Raw genomic sequence first — 15,653 nt, 5'->3', positions numbered from 1 at the left:
GGTTTTGCCCATTGTCGCGGGCCCGTGTTACGCGCTAAGGTTCCTCCCCCCTGCATTCAAATCATGCTGTGCTCCGCCGCACGGGGATGGCTGGCGGCCGGCACCCGTGACCCTGACGAGTAACACGATGGCTGATTTACCGATCAACGACCTTAACGTCGAATCCAACGAGACCCTGATCACGCCCGATCAGCTCAAGCGCGAAATCCCTCTGAGCGACGCTGCCCTGCAGACCGTCACCAAGGGCCGCGAAGTCATCCGTGACATTCTCGACGGCACCGACCACCGCCTCTTTGTGGTGATCGGCCCTTGCTCGATCCACGACCTCAAGGCTGCCCACGAATACGCCGAGCGCCTCAAAGTGCTGGCGGCTGAAGTGTCCGACACCTTGTACCTGGTGATGCGCGTCTACTTCGAAAAACCGCGCACTACCGTCGGCTGGAAAGGTTTGATCAACGACCCGTACCTGGATGACTCGTTCAAGATTCAGGACGGCTTGCACATTGGTCGTCAATTGCTGCTGGACCTGGCTGAAATGGGCCTGCCCACCGCCACCGAAGCCCTCGACCCGATCTCCCCGCAGTACCTGCAGGACCTGATCAGCTGGTCGGCCATCGGCGCGCGCACCACCGAATCCCAGACTCACCGCGAAATGGCGTCCGGGCTGTCTTCGGCCGTCGGTTTCAAAAACGGCACCGATGGCGGCCTGACCGTCGCGATCAATGCGCTGCAATCGGTGTCCAGCCCGCACCGCTTCCTGGGGATCAACCAGGAAGGTGGCGTGTCCATCGTCACCACCAAGGGCAATGCCTACGGGCACGTGGTCCTGCGCGGCGGCAACGGCAAGCCCAACTATGATTCGGTCAGCGTTGCGCTGTGCGAGCAGGCGCTGAACAAGGCCAAGATCAAGCCGAACATCATGGTCGACTGCAGCCACGCCAACTCCAACAAGGACCCGGCCCTGCAGCCGCTGGTAATGGAAAACGTCGCCAACCAGATCCTCGAAGGCAACCAGTCGATTATCGGCCTGATGGTCGAGAGCCATCTGAACTGGGGTTGCCAGGCCATTCCAAAAGACCTGGCCGACTTGCAGTACGGCGTGTCGATCACCGATGCCTGCATCGACTGGTCCGCCACCGAAACCACCCTGCGCAGCATGCACGCCAAGCTCAAGGACGTATTGCCGAAACGCAAACGCACTTGAAACGCTGAATTGCGCACACAAAAACGCCGGGCTTAGCCCGGCGTTTTTCGTGGTGCGGTCGCTCAGTTACAGCTTCGCGGCATGGCGCTGGTGGCGCTCCATGTATCGCTCTACATAAGAGCACGAGGGGATCACCGTGTAGCCGGCCTCTTCGGCGAACTTCAACGCTTCTTCGGTCAACGCCGCAGCAATGCCACGGCCCCGCAACGCGTTGGGCACGAAGGTGCGATAGATATCCAGGGTCTGTTTACCGAGGTCCATATAGGTCAGATAGGCACGATGACCGTCCACATTGGTCTCGAACTGATGACCTGCCTGGTCATGGTGGATGGACAACGCCTCGCTCATCACTACTCCTCGCGGGTCTTGGATTTTGACCCCTACCTTACCGATGTTTTTCCGGCGAAGGAACATCTACGCCACCCCGTGCCGGTTTCGACAACGAGAAAACCTATAGCGCTCACAACCAGCACGTAGGGAATAGTAGTCACCAATGCTGCAATAGCTCAAGGCGCACTCGTCATCCCTTGCCGCTGGCGGTTACAGAAAGGGCCTCGATCAATGAGTGATCGATAGCCTGAACATTGCCGGCAGTTGAATCTTGAGACGAACTGCCGCTCTTAAAGTCACCTCTACATACGCAAAAGATGCACGAGGCGGTAACGGCCAACTGAAAAAAAGTGTCAACGTCGATATATAAATCTTTGCCTGTTTACCGGACCCGGCACATGCGGGCCGGACCTCTCAGCCTGGATCGAGTTCCCAGGGAAATGAAAAAATCTGGAGGCTTTTTATACAATCCTCCCAAAGATTAGCCAAAACAGATTCGGCGCAAGAATTTTTTTTGCTTCTTGCGCTACGTCAGTTTACTTACTACAAGTAATGAGTAGTATGTACGCCGGCTATCCGCTCACTCTGAGAAAGTAGCCATTTAATAGAAAGTCCTTGAAGGGGAACACGATGAACAACGTTCTGAAATTCTCTGCTCTGGCTCTGGCCGCAGTTCTGGCTACCGGTTGCAGCAGCGTCTCCAAAGAAACCGAAGCTCGTCTGACTGCAACTGAAGACGCAGCAGCTCGCTCCCAGGCTCGTGCAGACGAAGCCTACCGTAAAGCTGATGAAGCTCTGGCTGCTGCTCAAAAAGCACAACAGACTGCTGACGAAGCTAACGAGCGCGCTCTGCGCATGCTTGAAAAAGCAAGCCGCAAGTAATAATCCTTCGGGGTTGTTATCAAGCCGATCCATTCTTGGGTCGGCTTTTTATTGCCTGGGATTCGGCCCCGAAAACCCACGCAATAAAAAGCCCGCCGCAGCGCAAGGCTGAGGCGGGCCTGGGGTCGAGCAGGCTTACTGCTGCAGATCGACCGGCGTACTGGACGCCACTGGCGCATTGGCGCCCGGTACACCAATCTCCGTTGGCAGACCGTCTTCGGCCGCCACCACATCGCGCACCTGATCCCAGTTCACCCGCAGGTTATTGGCCAGGTCTTCGCGCTTGAGCAGGGCATTGATGACCGCCGTGTGCTTGTCGACCACGGACGGCGTGCCGTCATCGTTCAGCGGTGTATGCGCCTCAAGGTAGACCTTGCCGCCGCTGCTGCCGAACTTGTAGGCATCATTGATGATGCGCACCGATGTGCCGACCGGCACCATGTCGGCCATTTCCAGCACATTGTTGTTGAACATGCGGAAGCAGCCGTGGCTTGTACGCGTGCCGATACCAAATTTCATGTTGGAACCGTGAATCAAGTAACCCGGCGTGCCCAAGGTGAACTTGAACGGGCCCAGTGGGTTGTCCGGACCGGCAGGCACCACGTTAGGCAGCGGGTCACCATTGGCAGCGTGCTCGGCCTTGATCGACGCGGGCGGCGTCCAGGTCGGGTTGGGGATCTTGCCGGTGATGGTGGTGTGCGCGACCGGCGACCCCCAGCCTTCACGGCCGATGCCCAAGGGGAACGTGTAAACCACATTCTGGCCCTTGGGGTAATAGTAAAGCCGGTATTCCGCCAGGTTGATCACAATGCCTTCACGAGGACCCGGCGGCAGGATGAAACGCGTCGGCAGCACGATCTCCGTGCCCGCCCCCGGCAACCAGGCGTCGACGCCAGGGTTGGCCGCGACCATTTCCGAATAACCCAGGTCGTAGGTGGTGCCCAGGTCGGCAAAGGTGTCTTCGTACTTGGCCTTGATCACCTGAACCTGACCGACAATGTCTTCACCTGGCGGCGGCAAGGGCAACTGCAGCGCTGATGCCGAGCCGACTGCACAGAGCGCAGCGAGGGACAGGCAGCAGGAAACGACGGAAAGGCGCGACAACATCCGGAAAATCCTTCGCAGAACGACGGGTAGGAAAAAACTGATTGTACACGGGTGTCAGAGGGTAAGGCAGAGGGCCTGCGACCGTGCGCAAGCCTTTACAGCTCGAAACGCAGCTCCGGCCAGATCGGCGGTGTGCCACGCTTCTGCGATTCGAGGATGGCTCGGCACAGGGGGCACAGTCGCTGGTCTTGAAAGATCGAGCGGTCGACCGAGGACCAACGCGGTTGTGCGGGCAATAAAGTCCCGCAAAGCGTGCGATCGATCGAGCCGCCCAACTCCAATTGACGTGCGACCAGATGCACCCGAACTTCCTGGCAGGCGAACAGGTCCAGCTGCTCGTCAGGCTCGATCAGTTGGTAATTGAACAGGGACCAGGCAGGGCGCGACATCGGGGGCTCCAGATCGGGGGGGCGCCACCTTAGCCGAAAGCCTGCCGGTATAAAAGCGTCATAGCAGCGGTTTTAGCGTTGGCCAGACATTTTCCAGCAACTTGCCCTGGGCACCGACCGCCGGGTGCAGCTGATCGGCCTGCATCAACTCTGGATGACCACCCACACCTTCAAGGAAAAACGGCACCAGCGGGATACTTTTTTCCTTGGCCAAGGCGCCATACACTTCGGCAAACGCCGTGGTGTATTTGGGACCGTAGTTGGGCGGCAGCTGCATGCCCAGCAGCAGCACCTTGGCGCCGCCGGCCTTGGACTGGTCAATCATCGACGCAAGATTTTGTTTCAATTGCGCTGGCGGCTGGCCGCGCAGGCCATCGTTACCGCCCAGCTCGAGGATCACCAGGTCCGGCTTATGCTCTGCAAGCGCCGCCGGCAGCCGCGCGAGACCACCTGCGCTGGTGTCGCCGCTGATGGACGCATTGACCACTTTGTCGTCAAAACCTTCCTGCTTGAGCCGCTGCTCCAGCAAGGCCACCCACCCTTTGCTGGTATCCAGGCCGAAACCGGCACTGATACTATCGCCAACGATCAGGACTGTACCCGCCGCTGCGTTCTGGGCCATGCACATCAAGGCCAGGCCAGCACTCAAAAACCACATTCGCATCGGATTCTCCATGGGCGCAAGCATTCTCACCGCGCGGAACCTTAGCAAAGTGGTTCCCAGCGCGGAAGGTGAACTGACTATCCTGCACGAACTTAGCCTGGAACTGAACAAGGGCGATAGCCTGGCTATCGTCGGCAGCTCCGGCTCCGGCAAATCCACCCTCCTGGGCCTGTTGGCCGGCCTCGACTTGCCCAGCAGTGGCGAAGTCACACTGGCAGGCCAAGCCTTGAGCACCCTGGATGAAGACCAGCGCGCGCGCATCCGCGCCGAGCACGTGGGCTTCGTGTTCCAGTCATTCCAGCTGCTCGACAGTCTCAATGCCCTGGAAAACGTCATGCTGCCGCTGGAACTCGACGGCCGCAAGGACGCCCGCGAGCGCGCCAGACACCTGCTCGAGCGCGTCGGATTGGGCCAACGGTTGACCCACTCGCCACGCCAGCTTTCCGGTGGCGAGCAACAACGGGTTGCCATCGCCCGAGCCTTCGCCGCCGAACCGGATGTGCTGTTTGCCGACGAACCCACCGGCAACCTCGACAGCCACACCGGCGAACGTATCAGCGACCTGCTGTTCGAGCTTAATAAAGAAAGCGGCACGACCCTGGTACTCGTCACCCACGACGAGCGCCTGGCCCACCGTTGCCGACGCCTGATCCGCCTTGAAGCCGGCCTGATGGTCGCGCCCCTGGAGCCTTGATGGCACGTTTGCCGCTGTTGCGCCTGTTCAGCCTTGCCATGCGTCAATTGCTGCGCGATGCCCGCGCCGGCGAGTTGCGCGTATTGTTCTTTGCGCTGGTGGTGGCCGTGGCGGCCAGCACCGCCATCGGCTACTTCGGTGCACGCCTCAATGGCGCCATGCTGTTGCGTGCCACCGAGTTCCTCGGCGCCGACCTGGTGCTCGAAGGCAGCTCGCCAGCCCGTCCCGAGCAAATCAAATCCGGGACCGAACTGGGCCTGGATCATGCTCGCATCGTTGAGTTCTCCAGCGTCATCGCCACGGATAATGGCATTCAGCTTTCCAGCATCAAGGCGGTCAACGAGCAGTACCCGCTGCGTGGCGAGCTCAAAAGTGCGGCTGAACCGTTCGGCACTGAAACCCCAGGCGGCGGGCCCAAGCCCGGTGAAGCCTGGGTGGAAGCAAGGCTGCTGACGGCGCTGGACCTGAAAGTCGGCGACAGCATCGATGTCGGCATGAAGACCCTGCGGCTGACGCGCATACTGACTTACGAGCCAGACCGCGCTGGTAACTTCTACAGCCTTACACCCCGCGTCATGATCAACCTTGCCGACCTCGATGCCACCGGCGTGGTGCAGCCCGGCAGCCGCGTGAGTTACCGTGAACTGTGGCGCGCGCCTCAAGGCAGCACGGCGCTGCAAACCTATCGCGACCTGGTCAAGCCAGGCCTCGCCGCCAACCAGCGCCTGCAGGATTCGCGAGACGGCAACCAGCAAATCGGCGGCGCGTTGGGCAAGGCCGAGCGCTACCTGAACATGGCCAGCCTGGTGGCGGTCTTGCTGGCTGGCGTGGCGGTGGCGTTGTCGGCCAATCGCTTCGCCAGCCGACGCTTCGATGCCAGTGCACTGTTGCGCTGCCTTGGGCTGTCGCGCCGCGAGGCGATGTTGCTGTTCACCCTGCAACTGAGCGTGCTGGGCGTGGCGGCAAGCCTGGCCGGCGCCCTGCTGGGCTGGCTGGCGCAGTTTGGTCTGTTCTATTTCCTGCACGACTTGCTGCCGGCGGACGTGCCGCCCGGCGGGCTGCTGCCGGCGGTCGCGGGCATCGGCACCGGGCTGGTCGCCCTCGCCGGCTTCGCCTTGCCGCCCCTGGCGGCGCTGGGGCGTGTGCCACCGCTGCGGGTTTTGCGCCGTGACCTGCTGCCGATCCCGTCCAGTACCTGGATGGTGTATGGCGCGGCGCTATTCGCGCTCGGCCTGATTATGTGGCGCCTCAGCCTCGACCTGGTGCTGACCTTCGCCTTGCTGGGCGGCGGCGTGGTGGCTGCGCTGATCCTCGGCGGCTTGCTGCTGTTATTGCTGCAAAGCCTGCGGCGCTTGTTGGCCCGCGCCACGCTGCCCTGGCGTCTGGGCCTGGGGCAGTTGCTGCGTCATCCGTTGGCGGCGGCCGGGCAGTCGCTGGCGTTTGGTCTGATCCTGCTGTCCATGGGCTTGATCGCCCTGCTGCGTGGCGAGTTGCTGGACACCTGGCAAAACCAGTTGCCCAAGGATGCGCCCAACTATTTCGCCCTGAACATCCTGCCGGCCGACAAGGACGCCTTCAGCGCCCGACTCCTGGATGTGCAAGCGCAATCGGCGCCGTTGTACCCCGTGGTGCCGGGCCGGCTGATCAGCATCAATGGCGAACCGGTACAGGAAATTGTCAGCAAAGACTCGAGCGGAGACCGAGCGGTGCAGCGTGACTTGAGCCTGACATGGGCGGCCGACTTGCCACCGGGCAATGTGCTGACAGCCGGCTCCTGGTGGTCACAGCAACCGGGCGATGAGGTCCCCGGGGTTTCGGTGGAAGCCAAGGTGGCTGAAAGCCTGAAGCTCAAACTCAACGATCATCTGATCTTTACCGTCGGCGGAGAAAATCGTGAAGCGCGGGTCACCAGCCTGCGGACCATCAACTGGGATAACTTCCAGCCCAATTTCTTCATGATCTTCCAGCCGGGCACCTTGAAGGACCTGCCCGCAACATACTTGACCAGCTTCTACCTGGCGCCAGGCCATGATCAGCAGATCGTTGACCTGTCACGGGCGTTCCCGGCCGTCACCATCCTGCAGGTCGAGGCCTTGCTGGAGCAGTTGCGCAGCATCCTCGCCCAAGTGACCCTGGCAGTGGAATACGTATTGTTGTTTGTTCTGGCGGCCGGCATGGCGGTGCTGTTTTCGGGTTTGCAAGCCACCCTGGATGAGCGCATTCGCCAGGGGGCATTGCTGCGCGCACTGGGCGCAGAGCGCAAGTTGCTGGTCCAGGCACGCCGCATCGAGTTCGGCTTGCTCGGCGCAGTCAGCGGCCTGCTGGCAGCGCTGGGTACGGAGTTGGTGACAGGGGTGTTGTACCGCTACGCGTTCGACCTGGCCTGGCACCCTCACCCGTGGCTGTTACTGCTGCCGGTGATCGGTGCCGTACTGATCGGCGGTGCCGGCGTATTCGGCACGCGTCGTGCGTTGAATGCCAGCCCACTGACGGTATTGCGCGAAGGTTGAAACCTTGATGGCCCGTACGCTATTCGGAATACGGGCCAGCAGCGTTTATTTCACATACTCGATACCGGTAATCCACCAGCACACCTCGCCGGTCGGGGTTTGCACGATGGCCTCATCGTCGACTTCCTTACGGAGCAACGCCCGGGCCATCGGTGAGTCGATGGAGATGTAGTCCATGCGCTCATAAATCTCGTCATAGCCAACGATACGAAAACGCTTGGTCTCGCCCTGCTCGTTTTCGATATCAACCCAGGCGCCGAAGAATACCTTGCCTTCCTGCTCAGGCATGTATTCCACCACGCGCATATCTTCCAGCCGCTTGCGCAAGTAGCGCACCCGCCGGTCAATTTCGCGCAGCAGCTTCTTGTTGTACTGGTAGTCCGCGTTTTCGCTGCGATCCCCCAGAGACGCCGCCCAGGTCACTTTACGCGTGGTGTCCGGACGTTTTTCACGCCACAGATAATCCAGCTCTTTTTTTAGCGCCTCATGACCTTCTTTGGTAATCAGCTTGGTACTCAAACGCTTGCATCCCCAGACAATGTCCAATGGTGCCGAAACGCCACAGCATCATGCCTTGGCGTCGACTGGCAGGGGTGATGATAAATGAACTATGAAAAGTAGCCAGATCAGCAAGCACATTGCTTCAACTCTAGCCTTCCAGGGTTTGATCCAGTTCAAGCAGCACACCCTGCAACCGCTGTCGCATACCCGACACCTGCGACATCGCCAGCGCCAGCTTCTGGGCTTTCTGGCTGACGTATGCTTGCTGCTCCTGCAATTGCGTCGCGTGCTGCTCCAGCTCACGATCCTTTTCATCCAGTTCGCCCTGCTTTTGTTGCAGCCGGGCCTGCCACTGCTCAAGCACTTTTTCTCGCTCAATGACCGCGTTTTTTTGTTGCGTCAGGTCCTGGGCGACCTTGGCAAGATTGGTCAGCGTGCTGTCCAGCTCAGGCATCAATGCATGTTCCATTTCAACGGAGCGCTGCACTGGCGCGGGTTCACTCGGTGCCAGTTGAGCCGGCTGCGCAACGGGCTCTGCCAGCGCTACCTTCTGCGCAGTTGCGACGGGGATATCCAACGCCTCAGCAACCACAGGCTCAAGCACCGGCGGCTCGACGGGCGTGGGTGGGCTTGAAGTTCTGGCGGGCGGGATCATTTGTGACGAGAAGCGAATGGACGGCACGATCAAGGAAGCACTTTCGATCGCAGGCAAGACAGGCGCAGACATGCCCAAGGTAATCACCTTCATTACCAATGCCTTCTTGATGATCATCGAATGATGATCCTCCGGTCTGGCCGGCGGTAATTTGCAGCCTTTCAAATCAATGAAATGGAAAGCGATCGAACTGTCGTTCACTGCGCTGGCTTTAGTGCCGGAGGCTGCCGCGGCCATCAGGATTTGCTTGAAGACTTGCATAGCCACTTGCAGGTCTTCCTTGGACTCGACACTGCCCAGAAAATGCCGGTCGAGTTTTTTCCGTAACGCGGCGATGTAAACCCTGGAGTTGCCCGGCTCAGTCTCTTCATCAAGGCTATAGACGAGAAAGTTGCAGTCGATCTGGGCAACAGCAAACCCGCAGAGCAGCGCACCGTTAACCGGCGCGTCCTGGCCACTGCGTTCTAGAACAAGAGTACGTAGAAGCATCATGATAATCAGGTCTCGTTACAAAAGAGCAAACCTTACATAAACGCCAGATAAAGAATCCGACCGTTAACCATTCTCGAAACAGCGCAATTGTTTCAGTAAGTTATCCGGCTTGACGTAGGACTTTTCTTATAACTTCGCCCGCGCGTTCCCAAGCGTATTGATTAAACGTAACCTTTTTAACGCTCAACTATCCACGACGCGCACGTCCCATACGCTCAGCCAAACTTAATCGGTAAAAAAATGCTCGAGATAAGCAGCCTGACTAAGCACTTGGGCAAAAGCAAAGTAATCAACAACTTCTCATTGTTTGCTCAGCGCCGGGAATGTATTGGTCTGTTCGGGGAAGACGGCGCCGGCAAAACAACCTTGCTGAACTTGATCGCCGGCATCGCCAATCCCTCCTCCGGGTCCATCACCGTCCATGGGTTCAACACCCAGACCCATCCACTTCAAGCACGCAAAGTCCTCGGCTATCAGCTCCAGGCCGGGCTCAGCCATCAGACGATGTCCGTTAAAGGCTTTCTCAACTTCATTGCCGACGTTCGAGGGTTCAGCGGCGCTGAAAAACGCAGCCGGGTGGATCGAGCAGCCATGCGCCTGGAATTGTCGCGTGTGCTCAACGTTCCTGTCGGTGCGCTTTGCGTAGGTTTGAAGCGCAAGGTAGCCATCGCGCAAGCCATCCTGCATACACCCAGCCTGCTTCTGCTGGATGAACCGACCGAGGGTCTGGCGCCGAATCAACGGATCAAATTCAGAACACTGGTCCAGTCCCTGACCGAAGAAATGGCGGTGATTATCGCCTCCCGGCATTGCGACGAGCTGGCCAGCCTATGCACGCGGGCACTGGTTATCGCGCGCGGCCAGTTGGTGGCTGACACGCCGCTGCCCGAGTTTCAGCGCAAATCCCGACACTACCGGGCCGTCACCCTGGCCGCAGAAACCCCGCTGGATTTACTCGCATTGGCCGTCTTACCCGGCGTCGCCGGCATAGAAGAAGACCGGCATACACCCGGCACCGTGACCGTTCTGGCCCTGCCCGGTCACAGCATCTATCCCCATATCAACGCACTTATCGCCCATCGCGGCTGGAACATCACGTCATTGAAACTGGAAACAGGGCGCCTGAACGAAGTCGTTCGCCATTTGAGTCATGAGGTATCTCTTTGAAACTGCTGCCGGTGATTTTCAAGCGTCAACTCGTCAGCTATGCCCGTACGCCAGGCACGTACCTGAGTGTTGCTGCGTTTGTACTGCTGTGCGCGGCACTGGGGTTGAATACGAGCCCATGGCTCGAAGAAGGCGGTGCTGATTTACAGGTGTTTTTCCAGTTACACCTTTGGCTCTACCTGCTGCTGATTCCAAGCTTGTCAACGCAGCTGTGGTCGGACGAACATAACCCTGGCATGCGCAACATGATGAAAACGCTGCCCATCACGACCGTCGAACGGGTGTTGGGGAAATTTCTGGCCGCATGGGTCGTGTGTGGCATTGCCTTGGCCCTGACTTTCCCTTTGGTGGTTGTCGCCAACTACCTGGGCGCTGCGGACAACGCCGTTATCACCTCACAATTTCTGGCGAGCGGGTTGCTCGCGGGAAGTTATCTATCGGTGGGATGCTTTATTTGCGCACTGACTCATCGGCGCATCGTTATTTTCCTACTTTCGCTCGGTTTGCTGCTTACAGTCAGCATGCTTTCTTCAGCACTGGATGCCCTTGAGCACCAGGCGCCTATTTGGGTGGTAGACAGTCTGATCGCGCTTGACCCGATCTTACGCTTCGGCACTCTCGACAACGGCAAACTGACACTCCATGACAGCCTGTACTTCGTCAGCATGATCCTTGCCTTTCTTGCGGCAACAGCAGTCACACTCAATTACAAAACCCGTTGAGAAGGAAAGCACCGCATGCGATCCGCTATTCGCACGGGTATGACACTTACGGTCATATCATTACTCTTTCTGGCCTTTAATCTGGTCTGGGTAAACAACCTTCCCGATATCCGTTGGGACTTTTCACAACACAAAATCCATACGTTGTCGCCGCAGGCCCGGCAACTGCTCGCCTCACTTGAGGAACCACTGGATTTGTATTACTTCAACTCACGCCATGATCCGCGAAAAAGCCAAGCGTTGAAACGCTATGGCGAACGGGTCGGAGACCTGCTTGAGGAGTTCGAAAAAGCCGCCAGGGGCAGGATTAACTTGCACGTTATTGATCCGGGGCCTTATTCAGAAGAGGCCTATAAAGCGGGCCTGTTCGGGCTGGACGACACACACGGGTTTCTCGGTCTGATAGGTGTGCGCGCAGGCCAGGCTGCACAACGTATCGACGCATTCAACCTGGATGACGAACCGATGCTCGAATATGAAATAAGCCACTTGATCTACACACTGGGGCACCCAGCGCCACCCGTTATTGGCGTGCTGACAGGGTTGGCGTTGAACGAGTCCGGCGGGCTGTTACTGGCGAAAATGCATCAGCACTTCACCCTCGAAAGCCTGGAAGCGAACATTCCCCAAGTGCCTGAATCGATCGGGACGCTGATGGTCGTCCACCCGCGCGCACTGCCAGAGCGAACCCTGTACGCGATCGAACAGTTTGTCCTCAGGGGCGGAAAACTGATGATCTTTCTCGACCCACTGAGCGAGAGCATGTCAGATGCCGCGCCGGCAAATCCCATGCTGGACGGCCTGCTTGCCGCATGGGGTGTACAGATGCCGGCGGACAAGCTGCTGATGGATAATCTCTACGCCTCGTCGGCGTCCCCCGGCGCTGGCAAGCCTACCGTCTTCCATCCGGCCAGGTTGAGCCTGCCGCGCCAGGCGATGACGGCGCACGACGTCAGCGCGTGGAAACTGGATACGGTGATTGTCTCGAGCAGTGGCGCACTTTCTCGCATCAGGAAAAGCCGCACGCTGCTCACCCCGCTGCTGCAAAGCTCCACGCAGTCTGCGCTATTGGACGCTGCGCGCTTTGCATCAACCACCGCACTCGACTCACTGATCGAACAACCGTCTGCTGTCGGCCAACGCCAGGTGATAGCGGCTCGCCTCAGCGGCCCCGCCTATTCCGCATTTCCAGACGGTGTCGACGGGCAGTCTGCTGGTTTGCAAAAGGCCGCAGACATTCAGGTGGTGGTGGTCGCCGACACTGATTTACTCATGGACTCTGTCATCAGCTCGGCCGCCAACAGCAACGTTACGTTTATCTTGAATACCTTGGATAACCTGGCGGCTCCTGATGTTCTCGCGAGCATTCAGCCCCGTGCAACGGCCAGCCAATCGCCCAACCCGCTTTCAGACATGCGCGAAGTCGCTGCACAGGCCTACGCCCAAAAGGCGGGGGAACTTGAACGACGGCTTGAGCGAACCGAGCACGAATGGCAACGCCTGAAACCGCCAGACACCGGCTTCGGCACCCAAGCGGTGAATACCAATGCCCAGCTGCAGGCACTGAACAAGGAACGCCTGCGACTGCCCATGGAGTTACAGGCGCTCAAGGTCGAGGCTTACGCATCGGTGCATAAAGTGGAGCTAACCCTGAAACTGCTGCTGATCAGCGCCGTACCGCTGCTGTTGTGCCTTATCGCGTGGATGGTGTCGCTTTACAACCGGCGACGTCGATCGGCCGTGACCGCCATCCAGCTCTAAGCCTTCAACGACGAGCGATCAGCCCTTGGCGGGCAATGCGCGTCAGCTGACGGATGACTTCATCGGCATCAGCGGCGCTAGGCGCCTGAATTACCGCAAGGTCGAAACTGTTGGTGGCAAATCGGGCCAGGGAGTCGCCATCTTCCACAAACTGGATCAGGAACGCCGAAGGCCGCCCGGTGCGACGCGGCCAGCCATCGAGGTAACGCAGCAGCGTAGGCTGGTGCTTGCCACCCAGGAGGATTTTCGGATTGCGCTGAGTCAGGTCCGCGGTGATCGGGGCCAGGCGTATGAGGGGGCGAAGTGCATTCATCGTGTCGTGTCTCTGCCTCAAAAGTCTGCGGGCAGGTGAGAGGCAACACCGAACCAGCGCTTTAGCGGTATTTCGAAGCCTGACTCTCGATGAGTGCATGCTTCTGTCGGGCTGTATCGAGCCCAGTGGCGCCCCGCAATTAGCTGTTTAAATCGGCGCATGAGCAGCATCCTAGAGAAGCCGGTGGGGCAGTGTCAAGAATCCCGAGCAACGAAAAAGCCCGCACAGGGCGGGCTTTTTCCGGGTTTTATCTGGGTATCAGCGGGCGATGGCGCGGTCGGCAGACAGTTTGCCCGCCCCTTCCAGCAGCACCGCCAAAGCGCCGCCGAGCAAGGCAAGGGCAAACTCATAACCGTTGTTGGCCATGAACAGACCGTTATGAATATGCACCGAGAAGATTGCCACCAGCGACAGGAAGGTCAGGCCCAAGGCCGCCGGGCGCGCCAGCAAACCGATGATCAATGCCAGGCCGGCGAAGAATTCCGTGCCGCCCGACAGCACCGCCATCAAGGTGCCGGGAGTCAGCCCAAGGCTTTCCATATACTGCGCAGTGCCCGCCAGGCCGTAGCCACCAAACCAGCCAAAGAGTTTTTGCGAACCATGGGCAGCGAAGATGATGCCAACAAAAATTCGCAGGATGGTCAGGCCATAACCAGCGCGGGTAGACAGGATACGGTTGATCAATGGGCTCATGGTGCTAATCCTTTTCCAGGTAGGGGGTGGTTGGCCGCTATATTAATCGGATAAGGCAATCATAAAAGCGCAAAAATCGCCTAATAATCATCTATAAATCCGATCATTTGCGCGAAGCAAGTTTTGGCGCTGACGGCTCCAGAGACTCTCGCTCTCGATCAAACGCCAGGTAGTACTTGTTCACGCTATTAACATAGCTGACGCCAGCCATGCCCACTTGCTCCATGGCAATACGCTCGACCTGGAAAAACCATTGATTGGGGTTCAGACCGCGGCGCCGAGCCTCGGCCCGCATGCCCTGCACCCGCTCCGGCCCCATGTTGTAAGCCGCCAGCACGAAGGCCATACGCTCGCGCTCGTTAAGCTTGGGGCTGGCGAAGAACTTGCGACGGATCATCGCCAGATACCGGGCGCCTGCTTGCACATTACTGTCCAGACTCTCGATATTGTTGACGCCCACCCGCTGCGCCGCCGAAGGCGTGATCTGCATCAGCCCGGTCGGGCCGCCATTGTTGCGCGCGCCGGGGTCCAGGGCCGACTCCTTGAACGCCAGCGCCGCCAGGTTCAACCAGTCCATGCCCTGCTCGCGGGCATGCTTTTGCAGGACCGGGCGCAGTTTTTCCAAGCGCTGGCGGTCAGCCCGAGCCAATGGATTGCGCACCTGATACAGGCGTCGGTAGATACGCTGGAACGCCACGTCCTGGTCGGAAGGGGTTCGGTAGGTCTTGAGGAAACGGTCAATACTGGCCCGCAGCATTGAGGCATCCTGGCGCACAAACCAGTACTCATCGCCCGGCTCGCTGATAGCCACTTGCCGATCAAAGCGCAACTTGGGCAGGATTTTCGACCAACGTTCGGCAATGGGTTTCTCGACGATGGTGAGATGGAAGATCCCGGCCTGGACCATCTCCAATACATCTTCCACCGCCAGGGTCGGATCGACCCATTCCACCTTCACCGGCGGTCGCTTGTGCAGGGCCAGTTGCTGGTTGACCTGATTGATCGCATCCGCCGCTGCACTGCCGGTCGTCAGGGCCAGCGTGCGCCCGGACAACTGCTCCAGCTTGGTAAAGCGTCGCTCGCCCTTCACGCCAACCAGCCACAACGGTACATCACTGGCAATGGGGTCGCTGGTGCTGATCTTGTGCGCAGCCTTCACATCAAGCAATTCACCGGGAGCCACCAGGTCGCCTTCACCCCGGGCCAACGCGCCAAGCAGTTGGTCCTTGGCTTTTGGAATAATTTTGAGAGTGATTTCTTCCCCGTCACGGGCGTGGCCGTTCAGGTACTGCTCGAAGGCGCGCAGGCGATGGTATTCAACACCGATCGCCTGGCCCTGGACCTCACCGGAACTGTTACGGCTCTGATTGACCAGCACACGCAGCGTGCGACTGGAGCGAATCTGCGCCAGGTCGCGTACCTTGCCGGGCTTGGTCACTTCCAGCGGCCCATCCAGACGTGCGACCGCCGCCATGGGCAGCAGCAACGTCAGGCACAACATAAGCAACGCCGAGGGTCGGATCATCCGCTCTCCGGAAAGAATACTGGCCAGCACCCTCGCGAAAGGCG

Annotated in this window: 16 protein-coding genes; 7 read left to right on the top strand and 9 right to left on the bottom strand. The window is 59.2% G+C overall.

What is annotated here, in order from left to right; genetic code table 11:
* The first annotated feature begins 127 nt into the window (after positions 1–127).
* Positions 128–1,204 (top strand): 3-deoxy-7-phosphoheptulonate synthase, encoded by a 1,077-nt coding sequence (locus AACV02_RS10630; protein WP_060753323.1) that lies wholly within the window; start codon positions 128–130, stop codon positions 1,202–1,204.
* Between the two features lie 66 nt (positions 1,205–1,270).
* Here the strand turns inward: AACV02_RS10630 and AACV02_RS10625 are convergent, their stop codons facing one another.
* Positions 1,271–1,552 (bottom strand): GNAT family N-acetyltransferase, encoded by a 282-nt coding sequence (locus AACV02_RS10625; protein WP_003189869.1) that lies wholly within the window; start codon positions 1,550–1,552, stop codon positions 1,271–1,273.
* A 612-nt stretch (positions 1,553–2,164) separates the two neighbouring features.
* Between AACV02_RS10625 and oprI the strand changes: the two genes are divergently transcribed.
* Entirely contained in the window at positions 2,165–2,416 is a 252-nt protein-coding gene (gene oprI, locus AACV02_RS10620; RefSeq protein WP_003172710.1) for an outer membrane lipoprotei OprI, read from the top strand.
* Between the two features lie 135 nt (positions 2,417–2,551).
* Here oprI and AACV02_RS10615 read toward each other — a convergent pair whose 3' ends face one another.
* The 3 genes from AACV02_RS10615 to AACV02_RS10605 form a co-directional block, all read right to left on the bottom strand.
* A complete protein-coding gene (locus AACV02_RS10615) occupies positions 2,552–3,523 on the bottom strand; it encodes a L,D-transpeptidase family protein (RefSeq protein WP_106576831.1) in 972 nt (323 codons plus the stop codon).
* A 95-nt stretch (positions 3,524–3,618) separates the two neighbouring features.
* The gene (locus tag AACV02_RS10610; protein ID WP_016972348.1) at positions 3,619–3,912 is read right to left on the bottom strand and encodes a hypothetical protein; all 294 of its coding nucleotides are present in this window, start codon (positions 3,910–3,912) and stop codon (positions 3,619–3,621) included.
* A gap of 58 nt (positions 3,913–3,970) precedes the next feature.
* Entirely contained in the window at positions 3,971–4,576 is a 606-nt protein-coding gene (locus tag AACV02_RS10605; protein WP_164487917.1) for an arylesterase, read from the bottom strand.
* A 10-nt stretch (positions 4,577–4,586) separates the two neighbouring features.
* Here AACV02_RS10605 and AACV02_RS10600 point away from each other — a divergent pair, with 10 nt between their 5' ends.
* On the top strand, positions 4,587–5,270 hold the full coding sequence (locus AACV02_RS10600) for an ABC transporter ATP-binding protein (protein ID WP_005786391.1): 684 nt from the start codon (positions 4,587–4,589) through the stop codon (positions 5,268–5,270).
* Complete coding sequence (locus AACV02_RS10595; RefSeq protein ID WP_119739475.1) at positions 5,270–7,780, top strand: ABC transporter permease; 2,511 nt, start codon at positions 5,270–5,272, stop codon at positions 7,778–7,780. Before AACV02_RS10600 ends, AACV02_RS10595 begins: the two co-directional genes overlap by 1 nt.
* A 45-nt stretch (positions 7,781–7,825) precedes the next feature.
* Here the strand turns inward: AACV02_RS10595 and greB are convergent, their stop codons facing one another.
* Together greB and AACV02_RS10585 are read right to left on the bottom strand one after the other, a co-directional pair.
* Complete coding sequence (gene greB / locus AACV02_RS10590; protein WP_083360479.1) at positions 7,826–8,299, bottom strand: transcription elongation factor GreB; 474 nt, start codon at positions 8,297–8,299, stop codon at positions 7,826–7,828.
* 130 nt (positions 8,300–8,429) lie between these two features.
* Positions 8,430–9,428 carry a hypothetical protein gene (locus AACV02_RS10585; RefSeq protein WP_119739472.1) on the bottom strand — a complete coding sequence of 333 codons (999 nt, stop codon included), beginning with the start codon at positions 9,426–9,428 and terminating at the stop codon, positions 8,430–8,432.
* Positions 9,429–9,668: 240 nt separating this feature from the next.
* On the opposite strand from AACV02_RS10585, the gene AACV02_RS10580 reads away from it, so the two are divergent.
* Genes AACV02_RS10580 through AACV02_RS10570 form a run of 3 tightly spaced genes read left to right on the top strand, consistent with a single transcriptional unit; the run spans position 9,669 to position 13,078 of the window.
* A complete protein-coding gene (locus tag AACV02_RS10580) occupies positions 9,669–10,595 on the top strand; it encodes an ABC transporter ATP-binding protein (RefSeq protein ID WP_119739470.1) in 927 nt (308 codons plus the stop codon).
* Positions 10,592–11,317: an ABC transporter permease gene (locus AACV02_RS10575; RefSeq protein WP_119739468.1), complete on the top strand. Its 726-nt coding sequence runs from the start codon at positions 10,592–10,594 to the stop codon at positions 11,315–11,317. The genes AACV02_RS10580 and AACV02_RS10575 overlap by 4 nt, the downstream gene beginning before the upstream one ends.
* 15 nt (positions 11,318–11,332) lie before the next feature.
* The gene (locus AACV02_RS10570; RefSeq protein ID WP_119739466.1) at positions 11,333–13,078 is read left to right on the top strand and encodes a Gldg family protein; all 1,746 of its coding nucleotides are present in this window, start codon (positions 11,333–11,335) and stop codon (positions 13,076–13,078) included.
* Between the two features lie 4 nt (positions 13,079–13,082).
* On the opposite strand, the gene AACV02_RS10565 is transcribed toward AACV02_RS10570, so the two are convergent.
* The 3 genes from AACV02_RS10565 to AACV02_RS10555 form a co-directional block, all read right to left on the bottom strand.
* The gene (locus AACV02_RS10565; protein ID WP_106576838.1) at positions 13,083–13,391 is read right to left on the bottom strand and encodes a hypothetical protein; all 309 of its coding nucleotides are present in this window, start codon (positions 13,389–13,391) and stop codon (positions 13,083–13,085) included.
* A gap of 258 nt (positions 13,392–13,649) precedes the next feature.
* Positions 13,650–14,084, bottom strand: coding sequence for a DoxX family protein (locus tag AACV02_RS10560; protein ID WP_106576839.1), 435 nt, complete (start codon positions 14,082–14,084; stop codon positions 13,650–13,652).
* 103 nt (positions 14,085–14,187) lie between these two features.
* Complete coding sequence (locus AACV02_RS10555; protein WP_119739464.1) at positions 14,188–15,609, bottom strand: transglycosylase SLT domain-containing protein; 1,422 nt, start codon at positions 15,607–15,609, stop codon at positions 14,188–14,190.
* Positions 15,610–15,653: the final 44 nt, after the last annotated feature.

The sequence above is a fragment of the Pseudomonas sp. Larv2_ips genome (assembly GCF_963879675.1).
Taxonomy (GTDB): Bacteria; Pseudomonadota; Gammaproteobacteria; order Pseudomonadales; family Pseudomonadaceae; genus Aquipseudomonas.
This window is presented reverse-complemented; position numbering and strand designations above follow the sequence as displayed.

What these genes read in the sequence shown, in the direction of transcription:
- AACV02_RS10600 (WP_005786391.1), top strand. Translation starts at nt 4,587, where the DNA reads ATGGGCGCAAGCATTCTCACCGCGCGGAACCTTAGCAAAGTGGTTCCC.
- AACV02_RS10605 (WP_164487917.1), bottom strand. Translation starts at nt 4,576, where the DNA reads ATGCGAATGTGGTTTTTGAGTGCTGGCCTGGCCTTGATGTGCATGGCC.
- AACV02_RS10565 (WP_106576838.1), bottom strand. Translation starts at nt 13,391, where the DNA reads ATGAATGCACTTCGCCCCCTCATACGCCTGGCCCCGATCACCGCGGAC.
- AACV02_RS10595 (WP_119739475.1), top strand. Translation starts at nt 5,270, where the DNA reads ATGGCACGTTTGCCGCTGTTGCGCCTGTTCAGCCTTGCCATGCGTCAA.
- AACV02_RS10560 (WP_106576839.1), bottom strand. Translation starts at nt 14,084, where the DNA reads ATGAGCCCATTGATCAACCGTATCCTGTCTACCCGCGCTGGTTATGGC.
- AACV02_RS10585 (WP_119739472.1), bottom strand. Translation starts at nt 9,428, where the DNA reads ATGATGCTTCTACGTACTCTTGTTCTAGAACGCAGTGGCCAGGACGCG.
- AACV02_RS10580 (WP_119739470.1), top strand. Translation starts at nt 9,669, where the DNA reads ATGCTCGAGATAAGCAGCCTGACTAAGCACTTGGGCAAAAGCAAAGTA.
- AACV02_RS10625 (WP_003189869.1), bottom strand. Translation starts at nt 1,552, where the DNA reads ATGAGCGAGGCGTTGTCCATCCACCATGACCAGGCAGGTCATCAGTTC.
- AACV02_RS10555 (WP_119739464.1), bottom strand. Translation starts at nt 15,609, where the DNA reads ATGATCCGACCCTCGGCGTTGCTTATGTTGTGCCTGACGTTGCTGCTG.
- AACV02_RS10610 (WP_016972348.1), bottom strand. Translation starts at nt 3,912, where the DNA reads ATGTCGCGCCCTGCCTGGTCCCTGTTCAATTACCAACTGATCGAGCCT.
- AACV02_RS10615 (WP_106576831.1), bottom strand. Translation starts at nt 3,523, where the DNA reads ATGTTGTCGCGCCTTTCCGTCGTTTCCTGCTGCCTGTCCCTCGCTGCG.
- AACV02_RS10570 (WP_119739466.1), top strand. Translation starts at nt 11,333, where the DNA reads ATGCGATCCGCTATTCGCACGGGTATGACACTTACGGTCATATCATTA.
- oprI (WP_003172710.1), top strand. Translation starts at nt 2,165, where the DNA reads ATGAACAACGTTCTGAAATTCTCTGCTCTGGCTCTGGCCGCAGTTCTG.
- AACV02_RS10630 (WP_060753323.1), top strand. Translation starts at nt 128, where the DNA reads ATGGCTGATTTACCGATCAACGACCTTAACGTCGAATCCAACGAGACC.